16 protein-coding genes are annotated in these 20,416 nt (G+C 70.8%); 8 read left to right on the forward strand and 8 right to left on the reverse strand.

The window, feature by feature from the left end; genetic code table 11:
- Positions 1-25: 25 nt before the first annotated feature.
- The 3 genes from EST54_RS16445 to EST54_RS16455 are packed head-to-tail and all read right to left on the reverse strand — an operon-like array spanning position 26 to position 2,699.
- Positions 26-925, reverse strand: a complete 900-nt coding sequence (locus tag EST54_RS16445; RefSeq protein WP_129248383.1) for a metal ABC transporter permease — start codon at positions 923-925, stop codon at positions 26-28.
- A complete protein-coding gene (locus tag EST54_RS16450; protein WP_129248384.1) occupies positions 925-1,704 on the reverse strand; it encodes a metal ABC transporter ATP-binding protein in 780 nt (259 codons plus the stop codon). Before EST54_RS16450 ends, EST54_RS16445 begins: the two co-directional genes overlap by 1 nt.
- 32 nt (positions 1,705-1,736) lie before the next feature.
- Positions 1,737-2,699, reverse strand: a complete 963-nt coding sequence (locus EST54_RS16455; RefSeq protein ID WP_129248385.1) for a metal ABC transporter substrate-binding protein — start codon at positions 2,697-2,699, stop codon at positions 1,737-1,739.
- Positions 2,700-2,909: 210 nt separating this feature from the next.
- Here EST54_RS16455 and EST54_RS16460 point away from each other — a divergent pair, with 210 nt between their 5' ends.
- Entirely contained in the window at positions 2,910-4,292 is a 1,383-nt protein-coding gene (locus EST54_RS16460) for a glycine--tRNA ligase (RefSeq protein WP_129248386.1), read from the forward strand.
- 252 nt (positions 4,293-4,544) lie between these two features.
- On the opposite strand, the gene EST54_RS16465 is transcribed toward EST54_RS16460, so the two are convergent.
- Positions 4,545-4,985 carry a hypothetical protein gene (locus EST54_RS16465; protein ID WP_129248387.1) on the reverse strand — a complete coding sequence of 147 codons (441 nt, stop codon included), beginning with the start codon at positions 4,983-4,985 and terminating at the stop codon, positions 4,545-4,547.
- A gap of 175 nt (positions 4,986-5,160) precedes the next feature.
- Here EST54_RS16465 and EST54_RS16470 point away from each other — a divergent pair, with 175 nt between their 5' ends.
- Both EST54_RS16470 and EST54_RS16475 read left to right on the forward strand, forming a co-directional pair.
- Complete coding sequence (locus EST54_RS16470; protein WP_129248388.1) at positions 5,161-6,387, forward strand: sensor histidine kinase; 1,227 nt, start codon at positions 5,161-5,163, stop codon at positions 6,385-6,387.
- Between the two features lie 29 nt (positions 6,388-6,416).
- Positions 6,417-7,055 (forward strand): response regulator, encoded by a 639-nt coding sequence (locus tag EST54_RS16475; RefSeq protein ID WP_129248405.1) that lies wholly within the window; start codon positions 6,417-6,419, stop codon positions 7,053-7,055.
- 161 nt (positions 7,056-7,216) lie between these two features.
- Here the strand turns inward: EST54_RS16475 and EST54_RS16480 are convergent, their stop codons facing one another.
- The 3 genes from EST54_RS16480 to EST54_RS16490 form a co-directional block, all read right to left on the reverse strand.
- Positions 7,217-7,798: a TetR family transcriptional regulator gene (locus tag EST54_RS16480; RefSeq protein WP_129248389.1), complete on the reverse strand. Its 582-nt coding sequence runs from the start codon at positions 7,796-7,798 to the stop codon at positions 7,217-7,219.
- 213 nt (positions 7,799-8,011) lie between these two features.
- Entirely contained in the window at positions 8,012-9,016 is a 1,005-nt protein-coding gene (locus EST54_RS16485) for an aldo/keto reductase (RefSeq protein WP_129248390.1), read from the reverse strand.
- Between the two features lie 297 nt (positions 9,017-9,313).
- Positions 9,314-10,864, reverse strand: a complete 1,551-nt coding sequence (locus tag EST54_RS16490) for an MFS transporter (RefSeq protein ID WP_129248391.1) — start codon at positions 10,862-10,864, stop codon at positions 9,314-9,316.
- Positions 10,865-11,067: 203 nt separating this feature from the next.
- On the opposite strand from EST54_RS16490, the gene EST54_RS16495 reads away from it, so the two are divergent.
- Positions 11,068-11,922 (forward strand): helix-turn-helix transcriptional regulator, encoded by an 855-nt coding sequence (locus EST54_RS16495; protein ID WP_129248392.1) that lies wholly within the window; start codon positions 11,068-11,070, stop codon positions 11,920-11,922.
- Positions 11,923-12,032: 110 nt separating this feature from the next.
- Here EST54_RS16495 and EST54_RS16500 read toward each other — a convergent pair whose 3' ends face one another.
- On the reverse strand, positions 12,033-13,514 hold the full coding sequence (locus tag EST54_RS16500; RefSeq protein WP_129248393.1) for an MFS transporter: 1,482 nt from the start codon (positions 13,512-13,514) through the stop codon (positions 12,033-12,035).
- Positions 13,515-13,677: 163 nt separating this feature from the next.
- On the opposite strand from EST54_RS16500, the gene dusB reads away from it, so the two are divergent.
- The 4 genes from dusB (at position 13,678) to EST54_RS16520 (ending at position 20,398) form a co-directional block, all read left to right on the forward strand.
- On the forward strand, positions 13,678-14,805 hold the full coding sequence (gene dusB / locus EST54_RS16505) for a tRNA dihydrouridine synthase DusB (protein ID WP_093483130.1): 1,128 nt from the start codon (positions 13,678-13,680) through the stop codon (positions 14,803-14,805).
- A 265-nt stretch (positions 14,806-15,070) separates the two neighbouring features.
- The gene (locus EST54_RS16510; protein ID WP_167511551.1) at positions 15,071-15,643 is read left to right on the forward strand and encodes a MarR family winged helix-turn-helix transcriptional regulator; all 573 of its coding nucleotides are present in this window, start codon (positions 15,071-15,073) and stop codon (positions 15,641-15,643) included.
- A gap of 543 nt (positions 15,644-16,186) precedes the next feature.
- Positions 16,187-18,967: a pyruvate, phosphate dikinase gene (ppdK, locus tag EST54_RS16515; RefSeq protein WP_372448102.1), complete on the forward strand. Its 2,781-nt coding sequence runs from the start codon at positions 16,187-16,189 to the stop codon at positions 18,965-18,967.
- A 585-nt stretch (positions 18,968-19,552) separates the two neighbouring features.
- The gene (locus tag EST54_RS16520; protein ID WP_129248396.1) at positions 19,553-20,398 is read left to right on the forward strand and encodes an ArsR/SmtB family transcription factor; all 846 of its coding nucleotides are present in this window, start codon (positions 19,553-19,555) and stop codon (positions 20,396-20,398) included.
- Positions 20,399-20,416: the final 18 nt, after the last annotated feature.

Raw genomic sequence — 20,416 nt, forward strand, 5'->3', positions numbered from 1 at the left:
GCCCGCCGACGCCTCCTTGCCGAACTCATCCGGCCACGCTCACATCGTCCGTGGCGCCGCGGCTGCCGGGTACCTCCAGGGTGCACCCGCGGGAGGCCTGTGCGGCATCCCTTGCGCGCTTTTTCGCGAGCGGCGCGGCGAGCGCGGTGAAGACCACGAACAGCCCGATGGCGAACAGCACGATCGTCGCGCCGGACGGCACATCGACGTAGTACGAGGTGGTGGTGCCCGTGACGGTGACCGCGACCCCGATGGCGACGGCCGTGGCGAAGGTGACCGCGAAGCTGCGGCTGATCTGCTGGGCGGCCGCGACCGGGATCACCATCAGCGCGCTGACCAGCAGCAGGCCGACCACGCGCATGGCGACGGTGACGGTGACCGCGGCGGTGACCGCGACCAGCAGGTTGAGCAGCCGCACCGGCAGGCCGGTCACCCGGGCGAACTCCTCGTCCTGGCAGACGGCGAACAGCTGGCGGCGCAGCCCGACCGTGATCGCCAGTACCAGGGCGGCCAGTACGTAGATCGTCGTCATGTCCTGCGGCGAGACGGTGGTGATCGAGCCGAAGAGGTACGTCCCGAGGTTGGCGTTGGAGCCCGCGTCGGAGAGATTCATCAGCATCACACCGCCCGCCATGCCGCCGTAGAACAGCATGGCCAGTGCGAGGTCGCCGCGGGTCCTGCCGTACCAGCGGATCAGCTCCATGACGACGGAACCGGCGACGGCGACGGCGGTGGCGACCCACACCGGGCTGGTGTTGAGCAGAAAGCCCAGGCCGACGCCGGTGAGCGCGACATGGCCGATGCCGTCGCCCATCAGGGCCTGGCGGCGCTGGACGAGGTAGATGCCGATGGCGGGGGCGGTGATGCCGACGATCAGGGCGGCGATCAACGCCCGCTGCATGAAGGCGTAGTCGAGGATCTCCATCAGCTCAGCAGCCCCGTCCGGATCGGTTCCGCGGCCGCGTCGGCGTGCGGGTGGACATGGTCATGGCCGGGCAGCGCGTGCTGGCCCACGGCCTCGGGCGGCGGGCCGTCGTGGACCACGCAGCCGTCGCGCAGCACCACCGCGCGGTCGATCAGCGGCTCCAGCGGACCCAGCTCGTGCAGTACCAGCAGGACCGTGCTGCCGCGGCCGACCTGCTCGCGCAGTGCGGCGGCGAGCACCTCCTGGCTGGCCAGGTCGACGCCGGCCATCGGCTCGTCCATGATCAGCAGTTCCGGTTCGCCGGCCAGCGCCCGGGCGATCAGCACCCGCTGGTGCTGGCCGCCGGAGAGCGCGTTGACGGAGTCCTTGGCGCGGTCCGCCATGCCCACCAGCTCCAGGGCGCGGTGCACCGCGGCCCGGTCGGCCTTGCGCAGGATGCCCAGCTTCGTACGGGCCAGCCGGCCGGCCGTGACGACCTCGCGGACGGTGGCGGGCACCCCGCCGGCCGCGGTGGTGCGCTGCGGGACATAGCCGACCCGGGCCCAGTCGCGGAAGCGCCGGAACTCGGTGCCGAAGAGGGCCAGCTCGCCGCCGGTGAGCGGAACCTGGCCGATCACGGACCGGACGGCGGTGGACTTGCCGGAGCCGTTGGCGCCGAGCAGCGCGACGACCTCGCCCGTGCGGACGGTGAGATCGACGCCGCGCAGTACGGGCCGGGCGCCCAGCGAGGCGGTGGCCCGGCGCAGGTCGATGACCGGTTCGGGGAGCGGATGGTTCATGGTGACCTCCGTCGCGTGCGGTACGGGGTGCGTCACTTGCTGCCCAGCGCCTTCTGGAGCGCGGCGAGGTTGGCCCGCTGCACACCGAAGTAGTCCCGGCCGCGGCTCTTGCCGGTGATCCCCTCAAGCGGGTCGAGGACATCGGTCTTCAGATGGAGATCGCCGGCCAGGGCCTTGGCGGTGGCCGGGTTGGCGATCGTCTCGAAGAAGACGGTGGAGACGTGGTGCTCCGCGGCGAGGGTGTGCAGGTCCCTGATGCGGTGGGCGCTGGGCTCGGCCTCCGGGTCGAGGCCGCTGATGGACTCCTCGGTCAGGCCGTAGCGCTCGGCGAGGTAGCCGAAGGCTGCGTGGGTGGTCAGGAAGGTGTCCGAGGAGCGCTTCTTCAGCCCGTCCCGGAATTCCTTGTTCAGGCCGTCCAGCTTCTTCACCAGTACGTCGGTGTTCTTCTGGAAGTCGGCCTTGTGGGCCGGGTCGGCCTGGGCGAGGGTCTTGTTGACGCCCTTGGCGACCTCGGCGTACTTCACGGGGTCGAGCCAGATGTGCGGGTCCTTGCCGCCCTCGGACTCGGAGTGGGAGTGGTTGTCGCCGGTGGTGTGGTGGTGGCCGTCGACCTCGGTGCCGTGCTTCTCCAGCGAGGTGAGGGCGGCGGCGTCGGCGACGTGCTTGGCGCCGGACTGGGCGACGGCGGCGTCCACGGCCGGCTGCAGGCCCTTGAGGTAGACGATCGCGCCGGACTCGCCGAGCTGGCCGGTCTGCTTCGGGGTGAGCTCCAGGTCGTGCGGCTCGACGCCCGGCTTGGTGAGGTCGGTCACCTCGACGTGCTTCCCGCCGATCTGCTGGGCGAGGAATTCCATGGGATAGAAGGACGCCGTCACGCGCAGCTTGCCGTCCTCGGTGCGCGCACCGCTCGCGGGGGAGCAGGCGGAGAGGGCCAGCAGGCCGAGCACCGAGGCCCCGGCGAGGGCCGCAGTGATGATATGACGGCGTATGTTCATGACACTCATTTTCAACAAAAGTGGAAACGGTTGTCAACAAGAGCCGGGGCGGTGTGAGCGGGCCGACAGTGGGCCCGAACCGATTTGATCCAGGGGGTACGGCCGCCGGTACCCTGAACTATTCGCCCACCCGTCTCCCGACCACCACCCTCCGTCGAGACGCCAGGGCGCCGCCCGTCCATCGTTCGTCGTCGTAATGAAGAGAGCACCGTGGCCGCCGACAAGATCGATACCATCGTCAGCCTGAGCAAGCGCCGTGGCTTCGTCTACCCCTGCAGTGAGATCTACGGCGGCTCCCGCGCTGCCTGGGATTACGGCCCGCTGGGCGTCGAGCTCAAGGAGAACATCAAGCGTCAGTGGTGGCGCGCCATGGTCACCTCCCGTGAGGACGTCGTCGGTCTCGACTCGTCGGTGATCCTGGCCCCCGAGGTCTGGCAGGCGTCCGGCCACGTCGCCACGTTCACCGACCCGCTGACCGAGTGCACCTCCTGCCACAAGCGCTTCCGCGCGGACCACCTGGAGGAGGCGTACGAGGCCAAGCACGGCCGGCTCCCCGAGAACGGTCTCGCCGACGTCAACTGCCCGCACTGCGGCAACAAGGGCGGCTTCACCGAGCCCAAGCAGTTCTCCGGCCTGCTCTCCACGCACCTCGGCCCGTCCCAGGACACCGCCTCGGTCGCGTACCTGCGCCCCGAGACCGCGCAGGGCATCTTCACCAACTTCGCCCAGGTGCAGCAGACTTCCCGCAAGAAGCCGCCGTTCGGCATCGCGCAGATGGGCAAGTCCTTCCGCAACGAGATCACGCCCGGCAACTTCATCTTCCGGACCCGTGAGTTCGAGCAGATGGAGATGGAGTTCTTCGTCAAGCCGGGCGAGGACGAGAAGTGGCAGGAGTACTGGATGGCCGAGCGGTGGAACTGGTACCGCGACCTCGGCATCCGCGAGGAGAACATCCGCTGGTTCGAGCACCCGGCCGAGAAGCTCTCGCACTACTCCAAGCGCACCGCTGACATCGAGTACCGCTTCAACTTCGGCGGCACCGAGTTCTCCGAGCTGGAGGGCGTGGCCAACCGCACCGACTACGACCTCTCGGCGCACGCCAAGGCCTCCGGCCAGGACCTTTCCTACTTCGACCAGGAGGCCGGCGAGCGCTGGACTCCGTACGTCATCGAGCCGGCCGCCGGTGTGAACCGCGCGATGCTCGCCTTCATGCTCGACGCGTACATCGAGGACGAGGCGCCCAACGCCAAGGGCAAGATGGAGAAGCGCACCGTCATGCGCCTCGACCCGCGCCTGGCGCCGGTCAAGGTCGCGGTGCTGCCGCTGTCCCGCAACCCGCAGCTGTCGCCGAAGGCCAAGGGCCTCGCCGCGGACCTGCGCAAGAACTGGAACATCGAGTTCGACGACGCGGGCGCGATCGGCCGCCGCTACCGCCGCCAGGACGAGATCGGCACCCCGTTCTGCGTCACGGTCGACTTCGACACCCTGGACGACAACGCGGTGACCGTGCGCGAGCGCGACACCATGAAGCAGGAGCGGGTCAGCCTGGACCAGATCCAGGCCTACCTGGGCGCGCGGCTGCTCGGCTGCTGAGGTAGTGGTCGTCGGCTGTAGGCAGCTGAATTTCTGACCGATGCCGGGTCCCCTTTGAGGGGGCCCGGCATCGGCTTTGTGTGAGGGTGGCGCGGGGTGGGGGCGAGGGCGAGGGCTTTGTGGGGGCGGGGCGTTGTGGGGTCCCTTGCCTGCCGGAATATCCCCGGTGAGCCTGCACGTTGTGGGCCCCGAGGGGGCCGTCGCGACCCCTACGGGTTCTGTTCGGCCGTGCCCTAGGTTCCGTGGCCGCCCTTAATGCTCCGGCGTCGGGCGTACGGCGAGCGCCGCGCACAGGGCCGCCAGGGGGAGTTCCGCGCCGACGGCCATGGCTATGGCGGTGGCCAGTTCCTGGCCGGGGGCGGCGGTGGCCAGGTCGATGCAGGCGTCAGCGAGGAGGAGGGCCGCCGCGGCGGCTGCGGGTGCCCGGTGCCGGGTGTCGCCCCGCAGCAGCCGGTGGCCGGCGGCGAGGAGGGCGGCGGCCTCCAGGGCGTCGAGGGCGACCCAGGCGGCGGCCTCGGCGGGCGGGAGGGTGCCGGCGAGGTAACCGAGCCAGGGGAGGAGGGCGAGTCCGGCGCCGGTCAGGATCCGGCCCTGCCAGCGGGCCGGCGCGGCACGCCGTACGGCGCCGCGGGCCGCCCGGACGGTCAGGTAACTTCCCTTGCCGGGAGGGGAGTTGAAGGCAACGAGGGTCATGGATCGGGTCTCTTCCGGAGTCGTGAACCCGGCCGTCGGGCTCGTCGTCAACACTCCGGATTTCGCGGGCCACCGTCAGTAACGCCGCTGTCCGACTCGGGGTGGCACCAGCTACACCCCCACGACGGACCCTGTTGTCATGGCCGCCGCGGGAAGGGCGCCATACGGTTGGATCATGACCATCCCACCCCGGCTGCGCCGGGCTCTCGTTCGCCTGCGACGTGACATCGCCTTCACAGCTGCCGGGTTGACGCTGCATCTCGTCCCGCTGCTGCTGCACTTCTGGGTGGTGATGCTGCTCCTCGGCACCGTCTACGACCCGGATCCCGAGACGCCGGTGGTGCTGGCGTTCTCGGTTCCGCTGCTGATCGTCGCGGGCGTGGGACTGACCGAGCCGCAGCGCTGGCGGTTCCGGACGCTGTGCGGTGTGGAGCTGCCGCGGCTGCGGTTCACGGGAGCCAAGCGGCAGTTCGGCTACAACTTGCTGATCGGTCCGCTGCTCGGAGTGCTGGAATTCCTGCTGCTGGCACTGCTGTTGGCGGCGCTGGCGGCAGCGCTGGTCCTGGTGTGGGTCTGGCTCGTCCCGTGGCAGTGGCGGGTCGAGCATCGCGGCTACACCACCACGGCCGCCTACCTCACCGTGGCGGGCCTGGTGGCGCTCGCCGCGGTACCGGGTCTGGCCGCGGGGCTCGTCCGGCTGGAGATCCTGGTCGGGCGGGCGGTACTGGGCGTGAGCCGGTCCGACGAGCTGGCGCGGCGGGTCGAGGACCTCACCGCGAGCCGGGCCGGAGCGGTGGACGCCGCCGACGCGGAGCGCCGGCGCATCGAGCGCGATCTGCATGACGGCGCACAACAGCGGCTGGTTTCCCTGGCGTTGAACCTGGGGCTGGCCAAGGCGACGCTGACGGATCTGCCGCCGGAGGTACGAGAGGTCATCGATGCCGCACACCGCGAGGCGAAGGACGCCATCGAGGAGCTCAACAGCCTGGTGCGCGGGCTCCATCCGGCCGTACTGGACGAACTGGGGCTGGATGCCGCGCTGTCGGGGCTCGCGGCCCGCGCGCCGCTGCCCGTACGGCTGCGGGTGGATCTGCCGCCGGATCTGCCGCAGCGGACGGCGCCGGCGGTGGAGGCGGTGGCCTACTTCGTCGTCTCCGAGGCGCTGACGAACATCGCCAAGCATGCGCGGGAAGCGACCCGGGCCGAGGTGACGGTCACCCGGCTCGGCGAGATACTCCGGGTGGTGGTCGCCGACGACGGCGTGGGCGGCGCCGATCCGTCCAAGGGGAGCGGTCTGAAGGGGCTCGCCCAACGCGTGTGGTCCGTGGACGGAACCTTCCGGATGAGCAGCCCCGTGGGGGGCCCGACCATGATGAGCGTGGAGCTGCCGTGCCTGATGTGAAGCGTGCTGTGCCCGAGGTGCGGCGTGCCGTGATCGCCGAGGACTCCGTGCTGCTGCGGATCGGGCTGGTCAAGGTGGTGGAGATGGCCGGGTTCGAGGTGGTGGCCGAGGCGGGGGACGCGCAGGAGCTGCTGGCGGCGGTGGAGGAGCACCGGCCCGAGCTCGCGGTGGTGGACGTCCGGATGCCGCCCGGCTTCACCGACGAGGGGGTGCGTGCGGCCCTGTCGATCCGCCGGCAACGGCCCGACACCGCGGTGTTGATCCTTTCCCAGTACGTCGAGGAGCGGTATGCGGCCGATCTGCTCGCGACGAACACCAGCGGCGTCGGCTATCTCCTCAAGCAACGGGTCGCGGACGTCGAGGAGTTCATCGAGGCCCTACGGAGGGTGGCGGACGGCGGCACCGCGCTGGACCCCCAGGTCGTCGCCCAGCTGCTGGTACGCCGGGCCAGCGATCCGCTGGAACGGCTGACCGCCCGTGAACGGGACGTCCTCGCCCTGATGGCCGAGGGCCGCTCCAACGCGGGCATCGCCGCCCAGCTGGTGGTGAGCGAGAGCGCGGTGGCCAAGCACATCAACAACATCTTGGCCAAGCTGGACCTGCCGAAGGCGGACGCCGACCACCGCCGGGTGCTGGCGGTGCTGCACTTCCTGGGGGTGGGCGGGTAGGGCGGGCACCGGGCGGCTCCGAGGTGGGGCGGGCTCCGGCGCGACCCCGAGGTAGGGCGGGCTCCGGCGCGGCCCTGACGCAGCGCGGGCTCCGGCGTGGCCCCGGAGGGCGCATCGCCAACTGCGCAGCTGCCACAGCTGACGCAGCTGTGCCCACTGCGTCAGCCGCGCAGGCCCCGCAGGACCAGGTGGCGGACGGCGTCGAAGTCGTCGGCGATCTCGGGGCGGGACCACTCGGCGGCGTAACACGGGTCGTGGAAACGGCCGGTGGCGTCGAACACGGCGCGGGCCGTGGTGGCGGGGGACGGGGTGTGGAACGCGCCTTGGCTGACGCCGGCTTCGATGAGGGTGGTGAGCTGGGCTTCGAGATCGGTGATGTGGCGGTCGACCACGCCGCCGGCCTCGCCGATCAACGTCATATAGGTGGCGAAGAGTTCGGGATCGTCACCGGCCTTGTGACGCTTGGCTTCGAAGAGGGCGGTCAGCCAGCGGTCCAGCCGCTCCGGAGCCGGGCCCTCTTCGGTGACGATGACCGACAGCTCCTGGCTCGTACGGTCCAGCCAGCGCGCCGTGACCGCTTCCCGCAGCGCCGCCTTGGTGCGGAAGTGGCGGTACACGCTGCCATGACTGACACCCAGCGCGCGCGCCACGTCCACGACCGTGGCCTTGGCGGGTCCGTAGCGGCGCAGCACCTCCTCGGTGGCTTCGAGGATGCGCTCGGGGGTCAGCGTTTCGGGGGGCATGGGGCGGGCGGCCTTTCGAGGAGAGCGGACGGAAGGACGGGCGGGCGGAAGGACGGGACCCGACGACTTGTACGGACGGTACCTGGCCGTTGCCCGTACCCGCTCCGCCGCTCACTCGGTGTCCGGCGTTGCCGAGCGCCTGTCGGCCACCTGGCCTGGGTGGTCCGCACGCCGGCCCGGAGGGCGCTGGCCAGGCGGACCTCGGGCCGGTGCTCAGCGCTCGCTGTCCAGATGGGCCATCTGCCCGGCGGGATACCGGTCGCCTGCGGCGGCGCCGGCCGGGATGGCGTGCTCGATCGCGGTCAGATCGTCGGCATCCAGCGTGACGTCCAGGGAGCCGAGCGCCTCGGCCAGGCGGTCGCGGCGGCGGGCGCCGACCAGCGGGACGATGTCCTCGCCGCGGGAGAGCACCCAGGCGATGGCAGTCTGTGCGACCGAGACTCCCTTCTGCTCGGCAATCTTGCGCAGGGCGTCCACCAGATCGAGATTTCGGTCGAGGTTCTCGCCCTGGAAGCGCGGACTCATGCCGCGGAAGTCATTCGGGGCGAGCTTGCGGTCGCGGCTGAAGTGGCCGCTGATCAGGCCGCGGGACAGGACGCCGTACGCGGTGATGCCGATGCCCAGCTCACGGGCGGTGGGCAGGATCGCCTCCTCGATGCCGCGGGAGATGAGGGAGTACTCGATCTGGAGGTCGGAGATCGGGGCGACGGCCGCGGCCCGGCGCAGCGTCTCGGCGCCGACCTCGGACAGGCCGATGTGCCGGACGTGCCCGGCCTCGACCAGCTCGGCGAGGGCGCCGACGGTCTCCTCGACCGGGACGTCCGGGTCGATCCGGGCGATCCGGTAGATGTCGATGTGGTCGGTGCCCAGGCGCTGGAGGGAGTACGCGACGAAGTTCTTCACCGCGTTCGGTCGGCCGTCGTAGCCGTTGAAGCCGCCTTCGACGGTGCGCAGGGCGCCGAACTTGACGCTGGTCAGCGCCCGTTCGCGGGCCGCGGCGGGGGCGGTGCGCAGCGCCTCGTTGATCAGCAGTTCGTTGTGGCCCATGCCGTAGAAGTCGCCGGTGTCGAGCAGGGTGATGCCCGCTTCGAGGGCGGCATGGATGGTGGCGATGGACTCGGCGCGGTCGCTGTCGCCGTAGAGGGCGGACATGCCCATGCAGCCGAGGCCGAGGGCGGAGGTCTGTGGGCCGCTGGTGCCCAGGGTGCGGGTCTGCACTGCGTGCTCCTGGAGGGGCGAGTGGATGTGGGGACGAGTGGAGCGGAATGGGGGCGGAATGGGGAGCTTGGCCACCATCCCGCCGAGTGCCGCCGTGTATTCACCATGACATGACGGCTGACAGATTTCAATATCTGTCAGCCGTCATGCGTGAATCCGGCTTCCGTCGTCCGCCCCCGATTCCCGCCTTCGCGCAGGTCGGCGCGGATCAGCGCGGATCAGCGCGGATCAGCGCGGATCAGCGCGGATCAGTACGGGTCAGTACGGGTCAGACAGGCCAGCGCAGGCGCGAGCGGATCAGCGCACCGTCCGCGGCAGACGCAGTGCGAGCAGGGTCGTGCCCGCCACGATCGCCAGCTGTGTCAGGAGGGCGGTGAGCAGGGCGTCGCGGATGCCGGCGGACGGCAGCAGCGAAAGGAAGAGGGTGCCGAGGGTGGCCACGCCCAGGGCCATGCCGGACTGCTGGGTCGTGACCATGACCCCGCCGCCCACGCCCGCCTGCGCCACCGGCAGTTCGCTCAGCACGATGCGCAGCAGGACCGGCAGCAACAGGCCCTGTCCGAAGCCCAGTACCGTCATGCTCGGCGCGAGTCCGGCCACCGAGATCTCCGGCCAACCCGCCTGGACGGTCAGGGCCAGGGTGATCAGCCCGGCGCCCTGGATCAGCGAACCGGCGAGCACCACCCGCCGCCCGAACCGCAGCACCAGCCGCGGACCGGCGAGCGAGGCGAGGAAGAAGGCGAGGCACAGCGGCGCCAGGGACAGCCCGGCCGCGAACGGACCGTAATGCAGGCCGTTCTGGAGCGCGACGGCGATGACGAACATGAAGCCGCCGAAGCCCAGCGTGAACGGCACGATCATGGTGAGACCGCTGTTCACGGAGGGGATGCGCAGCAGCGACGGCGGGACCAGCGGCGTACGGCCGAGGCGCTCGGCCCGGCGCTCGACGAGCGCGAACGCGGTGGCGGCGACGGGGCAGACGGCCAGCAGGATCCAGGACCACAGCGGCCAGCCGGCCGCCCGGCCCTCGGTCAGCGGCAGCAGCAGGGTGAGCAGCGTGACGGCGAGCAGTGCGGTGCCGGGGCCGTCCACCCTGGACGGGTGCGGGGAGCGGGTCTCGGGGACCGTACGGGCGGCCAGCAGCCAGGCCGCGGCGGCTATCGGGACGTTCACCAGGAACACCGCGCGCCAGCCGGTGCCCGCCAGATCCACGGAGACCAGCAGACCGCCGAGTACCTGGCCGACGGCGCTGGAGACCCCCGCCGTACCGCCGTACAGGCTGACGGCCCTGGCCCGCTGCTTGCCCGTCGTCGTCGCCTGGATCGTGGCCAGGACCTGCGGCAGCAGCAGCGCGGACGCGGCGCCCTGGGCGACCCGGGCGGCCACCAGCGTCCAGGCGTCCGGAGCAAGGCCGCAGGCCAGCGAGGTCACGCCGAAGGCGGCCAGCCCCCACAGGAACAGCCGGCGGCGGCCGACCATGTCGCCGAGCCGGCCGCCGAGGACCAGCAGCATGGCGTAGGCGACGCCGTAACCGGCCACCACCATCTCCAGCATCGCCGGGCCTGCCTGCAGATCGTGGTCGATGGTCGGCAGGGCGACGTTGACGATGAAGAAGTCGATCATCGGGAGCGCCGCCCCCAGCAGCACCGTCAGCAGGCCGAGCGGGGTCAATACGGGCGGGGTGCGGTGCTGTTGCGGGGCGGGCCGGGGTGTGGTCGGCGCCGCCGGAGCGGCCGCGGCCGGAGGCGATGCGGCCTCGGCCGCGGTGGCGGCAAGGGCCGCGGCCGGCGCACCGGGGGTGGCGGACGGGGCTTCCGTGGTGGTCGTCTGTGCTGGCGTAGTGCTCACGGACTCGACGATCGTCGACCGCCCAGCCGGGTACCAGAGTGTTCTTATCCTGGTACCAGCTCTACCTGGCAACCGGCTTGGGCCTGCGGCACGCTGGACCCATGACCCTGCATGTGACCGCCACGCAGCCTGCCACAGGCCTCGGTTCCGGCCCCGGCTCGGGCCCCGTGACCGCGACGCGGCCTGCCGCTGGTCCCGTTCCCGTGACCGCCCCGCGGGACAACACCGCCCGCCGGGCCGAGTTGGCCGCCTTTCTGCGCAGCCGCCGGGAGCGGATCACCCCCGAACAGGTCGGGCTGCCGCGGGGCGCCCGCCGCCGTACCCCCGGCCTGCGCCGCGAGGAGGTCGCGCACCTGGGGGCGGTCGGGGTCACCTGGTACACCTGGCTCGAACAGGCCCGGGACATCCATGTGTCGCCGCAGGTCCTGGACGCGGTGGCCCGGGCGCTGCTGCTCGACCGCGCCGAGCGCAGCCATCTGTTCGCGCTGGCGGGGGCGGTGGACCCGACGCCCGGCAGGGAGTGCACGACCGTGACGCCCGCGCTGCGGCAGGTCCTGCGCCAGCTCGAACCGTTCCCCGCGGTCCTCCAGAACAGCCGGTTCGACATCCTCGCCTACAACAGCACGTACAGCCGCCTGATGTGCGATCTCGACGCGCTGCCCGAAGAGGACCGCAACTGCATGTGGCTGGCGTTCACCCACCCCGAGTGGCGGGCGAGCGTGGTCGATCTGGACGCCACGATGCGGGTGATGGCCGCCAAGTTCCGGGCGTCGATGGCCGAGCATGTCGCGGAGCCGGCGTGGAAGGCGCTGGTCGCGCGGCTGACGGAGGCGTCGCCGGAGTTCCGTGAGATCTGGGCGCAGCACGAGGTCCTCCGCCCGGTCAGCGCGGTCAAGGTCTTCCGGCATCCCCGGGTGGGCGTGCTCCAGCTGTCCGCCACGAGCCTGTGGACGGGACCCAACCCCGGCCCCAAGCTGCTCTCCTACACCCCCGTGGACGAGACGTCCCGGGAGCGGCTGGAGCAGTTGGCGGAGCTGACGGCGCTCGCTGTGGGGTGAGTACGGGGGAGGCGCTCGCCGTGGGGGAGAAGAGGGCGCTGTGCCCGCCTACGGCCGTGCGTCTTCACGCCGTGCGTCTCCACGCCGTGCGTCTCCACGGCCGTGCGCCACTACGGCCGAGCGTCCGTCGCCCCCTGCCCCTTCCCCTGCCCCTGCCCCGGCCCCCGCGTCACGCCGTCGTCGAACAGTGCCGCCGTGCGGCGGGCCGTCTCCTGCGCCCACCGTCCCGTCGTCAGCACGCCCAGCAGCAGTACGGCCGCGCCGCAGCCGGCGATGATCCACCAGGCCGGGCGGGCGGCCGCGAGGAAGGCGTCCGTAGTGGCGGTGGCATGCGCCCCGCCCGCCAGTACGGCGCCGATCACCGCGACGCCGAGCGACTGCCCGACCTGCCTGCTGGTGGAGGCGACGGCGGCGGCCACGCCGGCCTGGGTGCGCGGCATACCGGACACCGCGGTGTTCGTGATCGGCGCGTTGACCAGGCCGAATCCGATGCCGAACAGGACATAGCCGGTGAACATCAGCGCATTGGTCGACTGGGCGCCGAAGGCCGCGAAGAGCACCCCGCTGGCCCCCATCGCCGTACCCGCGCACAGCAGCGACGGCCGTGGCCCGTGGCTGCCCACCAGCCGGCCCGACACCGGTGCGAAGATCAGCGTCATCCCTGCCATGGGGAGCATGTAGAGCCCGGCGTCCAAGGCGGACAGCCCGCGGATGTTCTGCAAATACAGCGTGTTGATGAAGAGGAAGCCGGCGAGCGCGGCGAAGGCGCAGACCGCCACGACCGTGGCCCCGCTGAACGGCGCGCTGTGGAAGAACCGCAGATCGAGGAGGGGTTCCTCGCGGCGCCGCTCATAAGCGAGCAGACCGGCCAGGGATCCCAGTGCCACCAGCACGAACACCAGGATCTGCGGGGATGTCCAGCCGGCGTTCGGGGCTTCAATGATCGCGTACGTCAGCGAGCCGAGCAGCGTGATCACCAGCAACTGGCCGACCGGGTCGACCCGCCGCGGCCTGGGGGCGCGCGACTCGGGGACGTAGCGCAGGGTCAGGAAGAGCGCGAGCGCACCGATCGGGACGTTGATCCAGAAGATCGAGCGCCAGCCGACGCTCTGCACCAGCAGCCCCCCGACCACCGGCCCGGCCGCCATGCTGATGCCGACGACCCCGCCCCACACGCCGATGGCGCGCGCCCGCTCCCGCGGCTCGGTGAAGGTGTTGGTGATGATCGACATCGCGACGGGGTTGAGCATCGAGCCGCCGACCGCCTGCACCATCCGGAAGACCACCAGCCACCCCAGGCCGGGCGCCAGACTGCACAGCAGCGAGCCGAGCGCGAAGACGACCAGCCCGACCATGAAGACCCGGCGCCGGCCCAGCCGGTCGGCCATGGAGCCGGACAGCATCAGCAGCGACGCCATGACCAGGGTGTAGGCGTCGATCGTCCACTGCATACCGGAGACCGAGGCGTGCAGATCATGCTGGATGGAGGGCAGGGCGACATTCAGGATGGTGGCGTCGAGGCTGACGATCAGCAGGCTCATACAGCAGATCGCCAGCACGAGAAGACGCCGTCGACGGCCGAGCTCAGACATTCTTGAACGTTACAACCATCCCGGTCGCCCGGTCCCGGCGGGGCCACTCGCGAGGTGCGCGACAATGGGAGGTCGCAGCGGCCGCTCGCCCCGTACGGCCGCGGCCCGCCCGCCCCGCCCGTCCCGCCAACGGAAGCCGAAGAAAGCCGAAGGTATCGCCGCCATGACTCTCCTGCAGATCGGTCCGCACGCGGTGCAGCCGCCCGTGGTCCTCGCGCCGATGGCCGGGATCACGAATGCCCCGTTCCGGACGCTGTGCCGGGAGTTCAGCGCCGGCAAGGGGCTGTTCGTCAGCGAGATGATCACGACGCGGGCGCTGGTCGAGCGCAACGAGAAGACCATGCAGCTGATCCACTTCGACGAGACGGAGAAGCCGCGCTCGATCCAGCTGTACGGCGTCGACCCGGACACCGTCGGCAAGGCCGCCCGCATGATCGCGGAGGAGGACCTCGCCGACCACATCGATCTGAACTTCGGCTGCCCGGTCCCGAAGGTGACCCGCAAGGGCGGCGGCTCGGCGCTGCCGTACAAGCGGAATCTGCTGCGCTCGATCCTGCGCGAGGCGGTGGCGAACGCGGGGGCACTGCCGGTGACGATGAAGATGCGCAAGGGCATCGACGACGATCACCTCACCTACCTCGACGCGGGGCGGATCGCGGTCGAGGAGGGCATCACGGCGATCGCACTGCACGGCCGGACGGCGTCCCAGCACTACGGCGGCACCGCCGACTGGGATGCCATCGCACGTCTCAAGGAGCACGTCCCGGAGATCCCGGTGCTCGGCAACGGCGACATCTGGTCGGCCGACGACGCGCAGCGGATGATGCGCGAGACCGGCTGCGACGGGGTGGTCGTGGGCCGCGGCTGCCTGGGACGGCCGTGGCTGTTCGGCGATCTGGTGGCGGCCTTCGAGGGCACGGGCACCTACGCGCAGCCCACCCTCAAGGAGGTCGCGGCGGTGATGCTGCGGCACGCCACGCTGCTCGGCGAGTGGATCGGCGACGAGACCCGCGGCGTGATCGACTTCCGGAAGCACGTCGCCTGGTACACCAAGGGCTTCTCGATCGGCTCCGAGATGCGCCGCAGTCTCGCGGTCACCTCCTCCCTCGACGAGCTGGACGCGCTGCTGTCGGAGCTGGACCTCGACCAGCCGTGGCCGCTGGGCGCGGACGGCCCGCGGGGCCGCACGTCGGGCCGCAACCGCGTCGTCCTGCCGGACGGCTGGCTGGACGACCCGTACGACTGCGCGGGCGTGGACGCGGACGCCGAACTGGACACGTCGGGCGGCTGACGGGCCGACCGGCAGACCGGCAGACGGCATGATCGGCGGCTGACCGGTCGTCCTGCCCGACTCGCCGCCCCGGCCCCCGGTTCACCCCCCGTGCCTTCGGCGCAGTCCAGGGCGTGTCGCAGTACGGAACGCGGGCGGACCGGTGGAACCGCGCTACCGTTTGGCTCCGTACGGGATACCGCCCGCGGCCGGCCCCACCCACGGCCGCGGGCGACGCCCGGCACGGCAGCGTGTGGAGCGCGACGACACCGAGGGAGAAGCTGTGGTGAGCGGGCACCGTTCCCCTGCGGACACGGAGAAGGCGGTCCAGGCCAAACTCGGCGAGACCCCGCTCCACCATGAGCAGATGGCCGCGGTCGCGAACCTCTACCGCGCCGCGGCCGCCGTACGGCAGCACTTCGAGAACTCCGTCCTGCGCGACGCCGAGCTGACCTGGACCGCCTTCGTCGTGCTGTGGGTGGTCTGGATCGGGGGCGAGCGGGAGACCCGCCGGGTCGCCGAGGAGGCCGGCATCTCCAAGGGCACGCTCACCGGCGTGGCCCGCACCCTGCAAAGCCGTGGCCTGCTGGAACGCAAGGTCCACCCGGCCGACGGGCGGCTCGCCCTGCTCGCGCCGACGCCCGAGGGGGAGCGGCTGATGGCCCGGATCCTCCCGGAGTTCAACGCCGAAGAGGTCTTCGTCACCGAGGCGTTGAGCGACGACGAGGCCCTGGACCTGGCGGATCTGCTGCGCCGGGTCGTCGTCCAGGTCGAGACCCGCGGCGCGGAGCGGCGCCTGGAACTGCTGGACGGCGCCCAGCCCCGGCCACGGCGCAGCGGCCGGCGCGCCAAGAGGTAGAGCGGGTCATACGGGCCGGCCGGGTCGCGGCCCGCGCCGTCCGGGAACTGCCTTTGAGCTCGACGAATCGCTCGTCGTGCCGGCCGAGCGGTATACGAACCCGGATGCCGAGGTGGAGTTCCCGGGCGGCCGAGGACTATGGCCTGATACTGACGCTCGGTGCTCCGTGGTCGGCAACGGGCACGCGAGCTGGTGGACGCATTCCTTGATCACACAGTCGCGGAGGGTCCAAATGATGGAACCTGGTCACACATGAGCGCGTGATTCTCGCCACCCCTGATAGAGGGTGCGCTCAGATGAGCACCCCACAAGGGGCTCCATCTCTCCAATGGTGGCACCCGGTGCCACGCTCCATCTGTTCGAATAATGAACCCAATCGTCGCGTTGCGTAGCATGGGTCCTCAGTTTCGCTACGCATTGGAATGGTGCATTCAGGTAATGAAGTGTGGTCCAAACGCATGATCACTTTCGATCTGCTGGCGGACGACTGGTTACACGGGTATGTCGACCAAGTGGACGTACCCAGACGCCTTCGATCTGGGTATGTTCCTCGCCGTCAGGGCAGCCCGTCGGCGAGGAGTCAGTGCCGTGCCGGAAACACAAGATCCCCACGTATCCCAGCCTTCCTCCGCGAAGTTCGTGTACGACTTCACCGAGGGCAACAAGGACCTCAAGGACCTCTTGGGTGGCAAGGGAGCGAACCTTGCCGAGATGACCAACCTGGGACTTCCCGTCCCTCCCGGCTTCACCATCACCACCGAAGCCTGCAAGGTCTACCTCGACAGCGGCAGTGAGCCCGCGGCACTGCGTGCCGAGGTCTCCGAGCACCTTGAGGCCCTTGAGAAGAAGATGGGCAAGAAGCTCGGTCAGGCCGATGACCCGCTGCTGGTATCGGTCCGTTCCGGGGCGAAGTTCTCCATGCCCGGCATGATGGACACCGTGCTCAACATCGGCCTGTCCGATGCATCGGTTTCCGGCCTCGCCGCGCAGGCCGGTGACGAGCGCTTCGCGTGGGACTCCTACCGCCGCCTCATCCAGATGTTCGGCAAGACCGTGCTGGGCGTCGACGGTGAGCTCTTCGAGGAGGCGCTGGAGGAGGCCAAGCAGGCCAAGGGCGTCCGCGTCGACATCGACCTCGACGCCAAGGACCTCCAGGGCCTGGTCGCGCACTTCAAGGACATCGTCTCCAAGGAGACGGGCCGCGACTTCCCGCAGGAGCCCCGCGAGCAGATGGACCTCGCGGTGCGCGCGGTCTTCGACTCGTGGAACACCGACCGTGCCAAGCTCTACCGCCGCCAGGAGCGCATCCCCGGCGACCTCGGCACGGCCGTCAACGTCTGCTCCATGGTCTTCGGCAACCTCGGTCCCGACTCCGGCACCGGCGTCGCCTTCACCCGCGACCCCGCCAGCGGCCAGCAGGGCGTCTACGGCGACTACCTGCAGAACGCGCAGGGTGAGGACGTCGTCGCCGGTATCCGCAACACGGTCCCGCTCGCGGACCTGGAGCAGATCGACAAGGCGTCGTACGACGAGCTGATGCAGATCATGGAGACGCTCGAAACGCACTACAAGGACCTGTGCGACATCGAGTTCACCATCGAGCGCGGCAAGCTGTGGATGCTGCAGACCCGGGTCGGCAAGCGCACCGCCGGTGCCGCCTTCCGGATCGCCACCCAGCTCGTCGACCAGGGCCTGATCGACGAGGCCGAGGCCCTCCAGCGGGTCAACGGCGCGCAGCTGGCGCAGCTGATGTTCCCCCGCTTCGACCTGGGCGCGAAGTCCGAGATGATCGGCCGCGGCATCGCCGCCTCCCCGGGCGCGGCGGTCGGCAAGGCCGTCTTCGACTCGTACACCGCCGTCAAGTGGTCGCGCTCCGGCGAGAAGGTCATCCTGATCCGCCGGGAGACCAACCCCGACGACCTCAACGGCATGATCGCCGCCGAGGGCATCCTCACCTCCCGCGGCGGCAAGACCTCGCACGCCGCCGTCGTCGCCCGCGGCATGGGCAAGACCTGTGTCTGCGGCGCCGAGGAGCTGGAGGTCGACACCAAGTCCCGCCGGATGACGACTCAGGACGGGCACGTCATCGAGGAGGGCGACGTGGTCTCCATCGACGGCTCCACCGGCAAGGTCTACGCCGGCGAGGTGCCGGTCGTGCCGTCCCCGGTCGTGGAGTACTTCGAGGGCCGGATGCACGCCGGCGCCGACGACGCGGACGAGCTGGTCAAGGCCGTCCACCGGATCATGGCGTACGCGGACCGGGTGCGCCGGCTGCGCGTACGGGCCAACGCCGACAACGCCGAGGACGCCGGCCGCGCCCGCCGGTTCGGCGCCCAGGGCATCGGCCTGTGCCGCACCGAGCACATGTTCCTCGGTGAGCGCCGCGAGATGGTCGAGCGCCTCATCCTGGCCGACACCGAGACCGACCGGGACGCCGCGCTCAGCGAGCTGCTGCCGCTCCAGAAGTCCGACTTCATCGAGCTGTTCGAGTCGATGGACGGACTCCCGGTGACGGTTCGGCTGCTGGACCCGCCGCTGCACGAGTTCCTGCCCGACATCACCGAGCTGTCGGTCCGGGTCGCGCTCGCCGAGGCCCGCAAGGACGCCAACGAGAACGACCTGCGCCTCCTGCAGGCCGTGCACAAGCTGCACGAGCAGAACCCGATGCTGGGTCTGCGCGGCGTACGCCTGGGCCTGGTCATCCCCGGTCTGTTCGCGATGCAGGTGCGGGCGATCGCCGAGGCGGCCGCCGAGCGCAAGAACGCCAAGGGCGACCCGCGCGCGGAGATCATGATTCCGCTGGTCGGCACCGTCCAGGAGCTGGAGATCGTCCGCGAGGAGGCCGAGCAGGTCATCGCCGAGGTCGAGAAGGCGCACGGCGTCGACCTCAAGCTCACCCTCGGCACGATGATCGAGCTGCCCCGCGCCGCCCTCACGGCCGGTCAGATCGCGGAGTCCGCCGACTTCTTCTCCTTCGGTACGAACGACCTCACGCAGACCGTCTGGGGCTTCTCCCGCGACGACGTCGAGGCGAGCTTCTTCACCGCGTACCTGGAGAAGGGCATCTTCGGCGTCAGCCCGTTCGAGACCATCGACAAGGACGGCGTGGGCTCGCTGGTCCGCAACGCCGCGGCAGCCGGCCGGGCCACCCGCCCGGACCTCAAGCTCGGTGTCTGCGGTGAGCACGGCGGTGACCCGGAGTCGGTGCACTTCTTCCACGAGGCCGGCCTGGACTACGTCTCCTGCTCGCCGTTCCGTATCCCGGTCGCACGGCTGGAGGCGGGCCGCGCGGCCGCCGAGTCGAAGGGCAGCGACAGCCGCTGATCCGAGCGGTCACCGTGGGCGCCAGTGCGCCCGCGGTGGCCGGAATTGACCACCGGAGCCGTCGGCGGGGCACCAACCCTCAGCCGCCTGGCCGGCGGCTCCGGAACCCCAACGAGGGCGGCACCTGTGCGGAGGTGCCGCCCTCGCTTTTCTCCGGACTCCCCCCTCGGGAGCTGCCGTCACCCCGGTCGGCGCGGGGTGCGGCCTTCAACGGGGCTGCCGAGCGGCCGGTTCCTTGCCCATCACCCCCCACGGGATCGAGCAATCCGGTCCGTCCGTGCCGCCGTCGAATTGAGTACAAGCATTCCTGCCGGTGCCCGGTGGCGCGAGCACTTTCAAGTCTGGCCAAAAGGGCATGGTAACCGCGCGTGTTGGCGTGCATACTCAGGCGTGCCGGGGGCCGACTGAGAAACCAGAGGTGGGGGTTCGGTGTTACGCGTCCATTTCAGTGGACTCGATCTGGCCCGTGTGCGCATTGCGGCACGCCCGGACGCACTGTGGGAGACCGTCTTAAGCTTTCACCGGCTACGTGACAGACGGGACGATTCGGCGTTCGGCAAATGGCGATCGGAAACACGGGGAAGGTTGAATGGCGAAGCGCGGCTGCTGGCACCGCTGGTGCCCACGCGCGGCTATTTTCCGGATTTCCTGACGCCCGCCGAAGGGCTGCTCGGCATGACCGACGCGCTCGCCGCACTGCGCGAGACGCCGGCCGGCCGGCTGCACGAGGAACTCACCCGGCTCGCCGCGGCCTCCCGCCCGTTCCCTTCGTGGATGCGGGAGATGGCGGAGGGCGACACCCGTGTCCTCGGCCGGCTCGCCGGGATTCTCCAGCGCTATTACGAGGCGGCCGTCGCCCCGTACTGGGCGCGCGTCCAGGGCCGAATAGAGGCCGACCGGGCCGCCCGCGGCCGGGCGCTGCTCGACGGCGGCGCGGACCGGCTGCTGGCCTCGCTGCCGCCGATGATGCGCTGGCGCTCGCCCGTCCTGGAGTGCGACTATCCGGTGGACCGCGACCTCCATCTCAACGGCCGGGGGCTGTTGCTGCTGCCGTCGTACTTCTGCCGGCGCACGCCCGTCACCTTCCACAACCCCGAGCTGACGCCGGTCCTGGTCTACCCCGTGGAGCACCCGGCGCCGCGGCTCACCCCGCAGGTCGCGCCCGAGCGTTCCCTGGGCCGACTGGTCGGCCAGACCCGCTCCGCGATCCTCCAGCGCATCGGCGTCGGCTGCACGACCAGCGAACTCGCCCGCCGGGCCGATGTCTCGCTGGCCTCCGCCAGTCAGCACGCGACCGTGCTGCGCGACGCCGGGCTGCTGCTCACCCTGCGGCAGGGCAACGCCGTGCTGCACACCCTCACCCCGCTGGGCGCGGCCCTGTTGCGCGGCGCGCGCTCGGTGGAGGAGGCGGCGTACGAGCGGTTGACGTGAGGCGCGCGGGCCGGGCGT

Source organism: Streptomyces sioyaensis, assembly GCF_004122735.1.
Lineage (GTDB): Bacteria > Actinomycetota > Actinomycetes > Streptomycetales > Streptomycetaceae > Streptomyces > Streptomyces sioyaensis.

Bases quoted from the DNA above. Each gene is read 5' to 3' on its own strand.
- EST54_RS16445 (WP_129248383.1), bottom strand. From the start codon at position 925: ATGGAGATCCTCGACTACGCCTTCATGCAGCGGGCGTTGATCGCCGCC.
- EST54_RS16450 (WP_129248384.1), bottom strand. From the start codon at position 1,704: ATGAACCATCCGCTCCCCGAACCGGTCATCGACCTGCGCCGGGCCACC.
- EST54_RS16455 (WP_129248385.1), bottom strand. From the start codon at position 2,699: ATGAACATACGCCGTCATATCATCACTGCGGCCCTCGCCGGGGCCTCG.
- EST54_RS16465 (WP_129248387.1), bottom strand. From the start codon at position 4,985: ATGACCCTCGTTGCCTTCAACTCCCCTCCCGGCAAGGGAAGTTACCTG.
- EST54_RS16470 (WP_129248388.1), top strand. From the start codon at position 5,161: ATGACCATCCCACCCCGGCTGCGCCGGGCTCTCGTTCGCCTGCGACGT.
- EST54_RS16480 (WP_129248389.1), bottom strand. From the start codon at position 7,798: ATGCCCCCCGAAACGCTGACCCCCGAGCGCATCCTCGAAGCCACCGAG.
- EST54_RS16500 (WP_129248393.1), bottom strand. From the start codon at position 13,514: ATGTCTGAGCTCGGCCGTCGACGGCGTCTTCTCGTGCTGGCGATCTGC.
- dusB (WP_093483130.1), top strand. From the start codon at position 13,678: ATGACTCTCCTGCAGATCGGTCCGCACGCGGTGCAGCCGCCCGTGGTC.
- ppdK (WP_372448102.1), top strand. From the start codon at position 16,187: ATGTTCCTCGCCGTCAGGGCAGCCCGTCGGCGAGGAGTCAGTGCCGTG.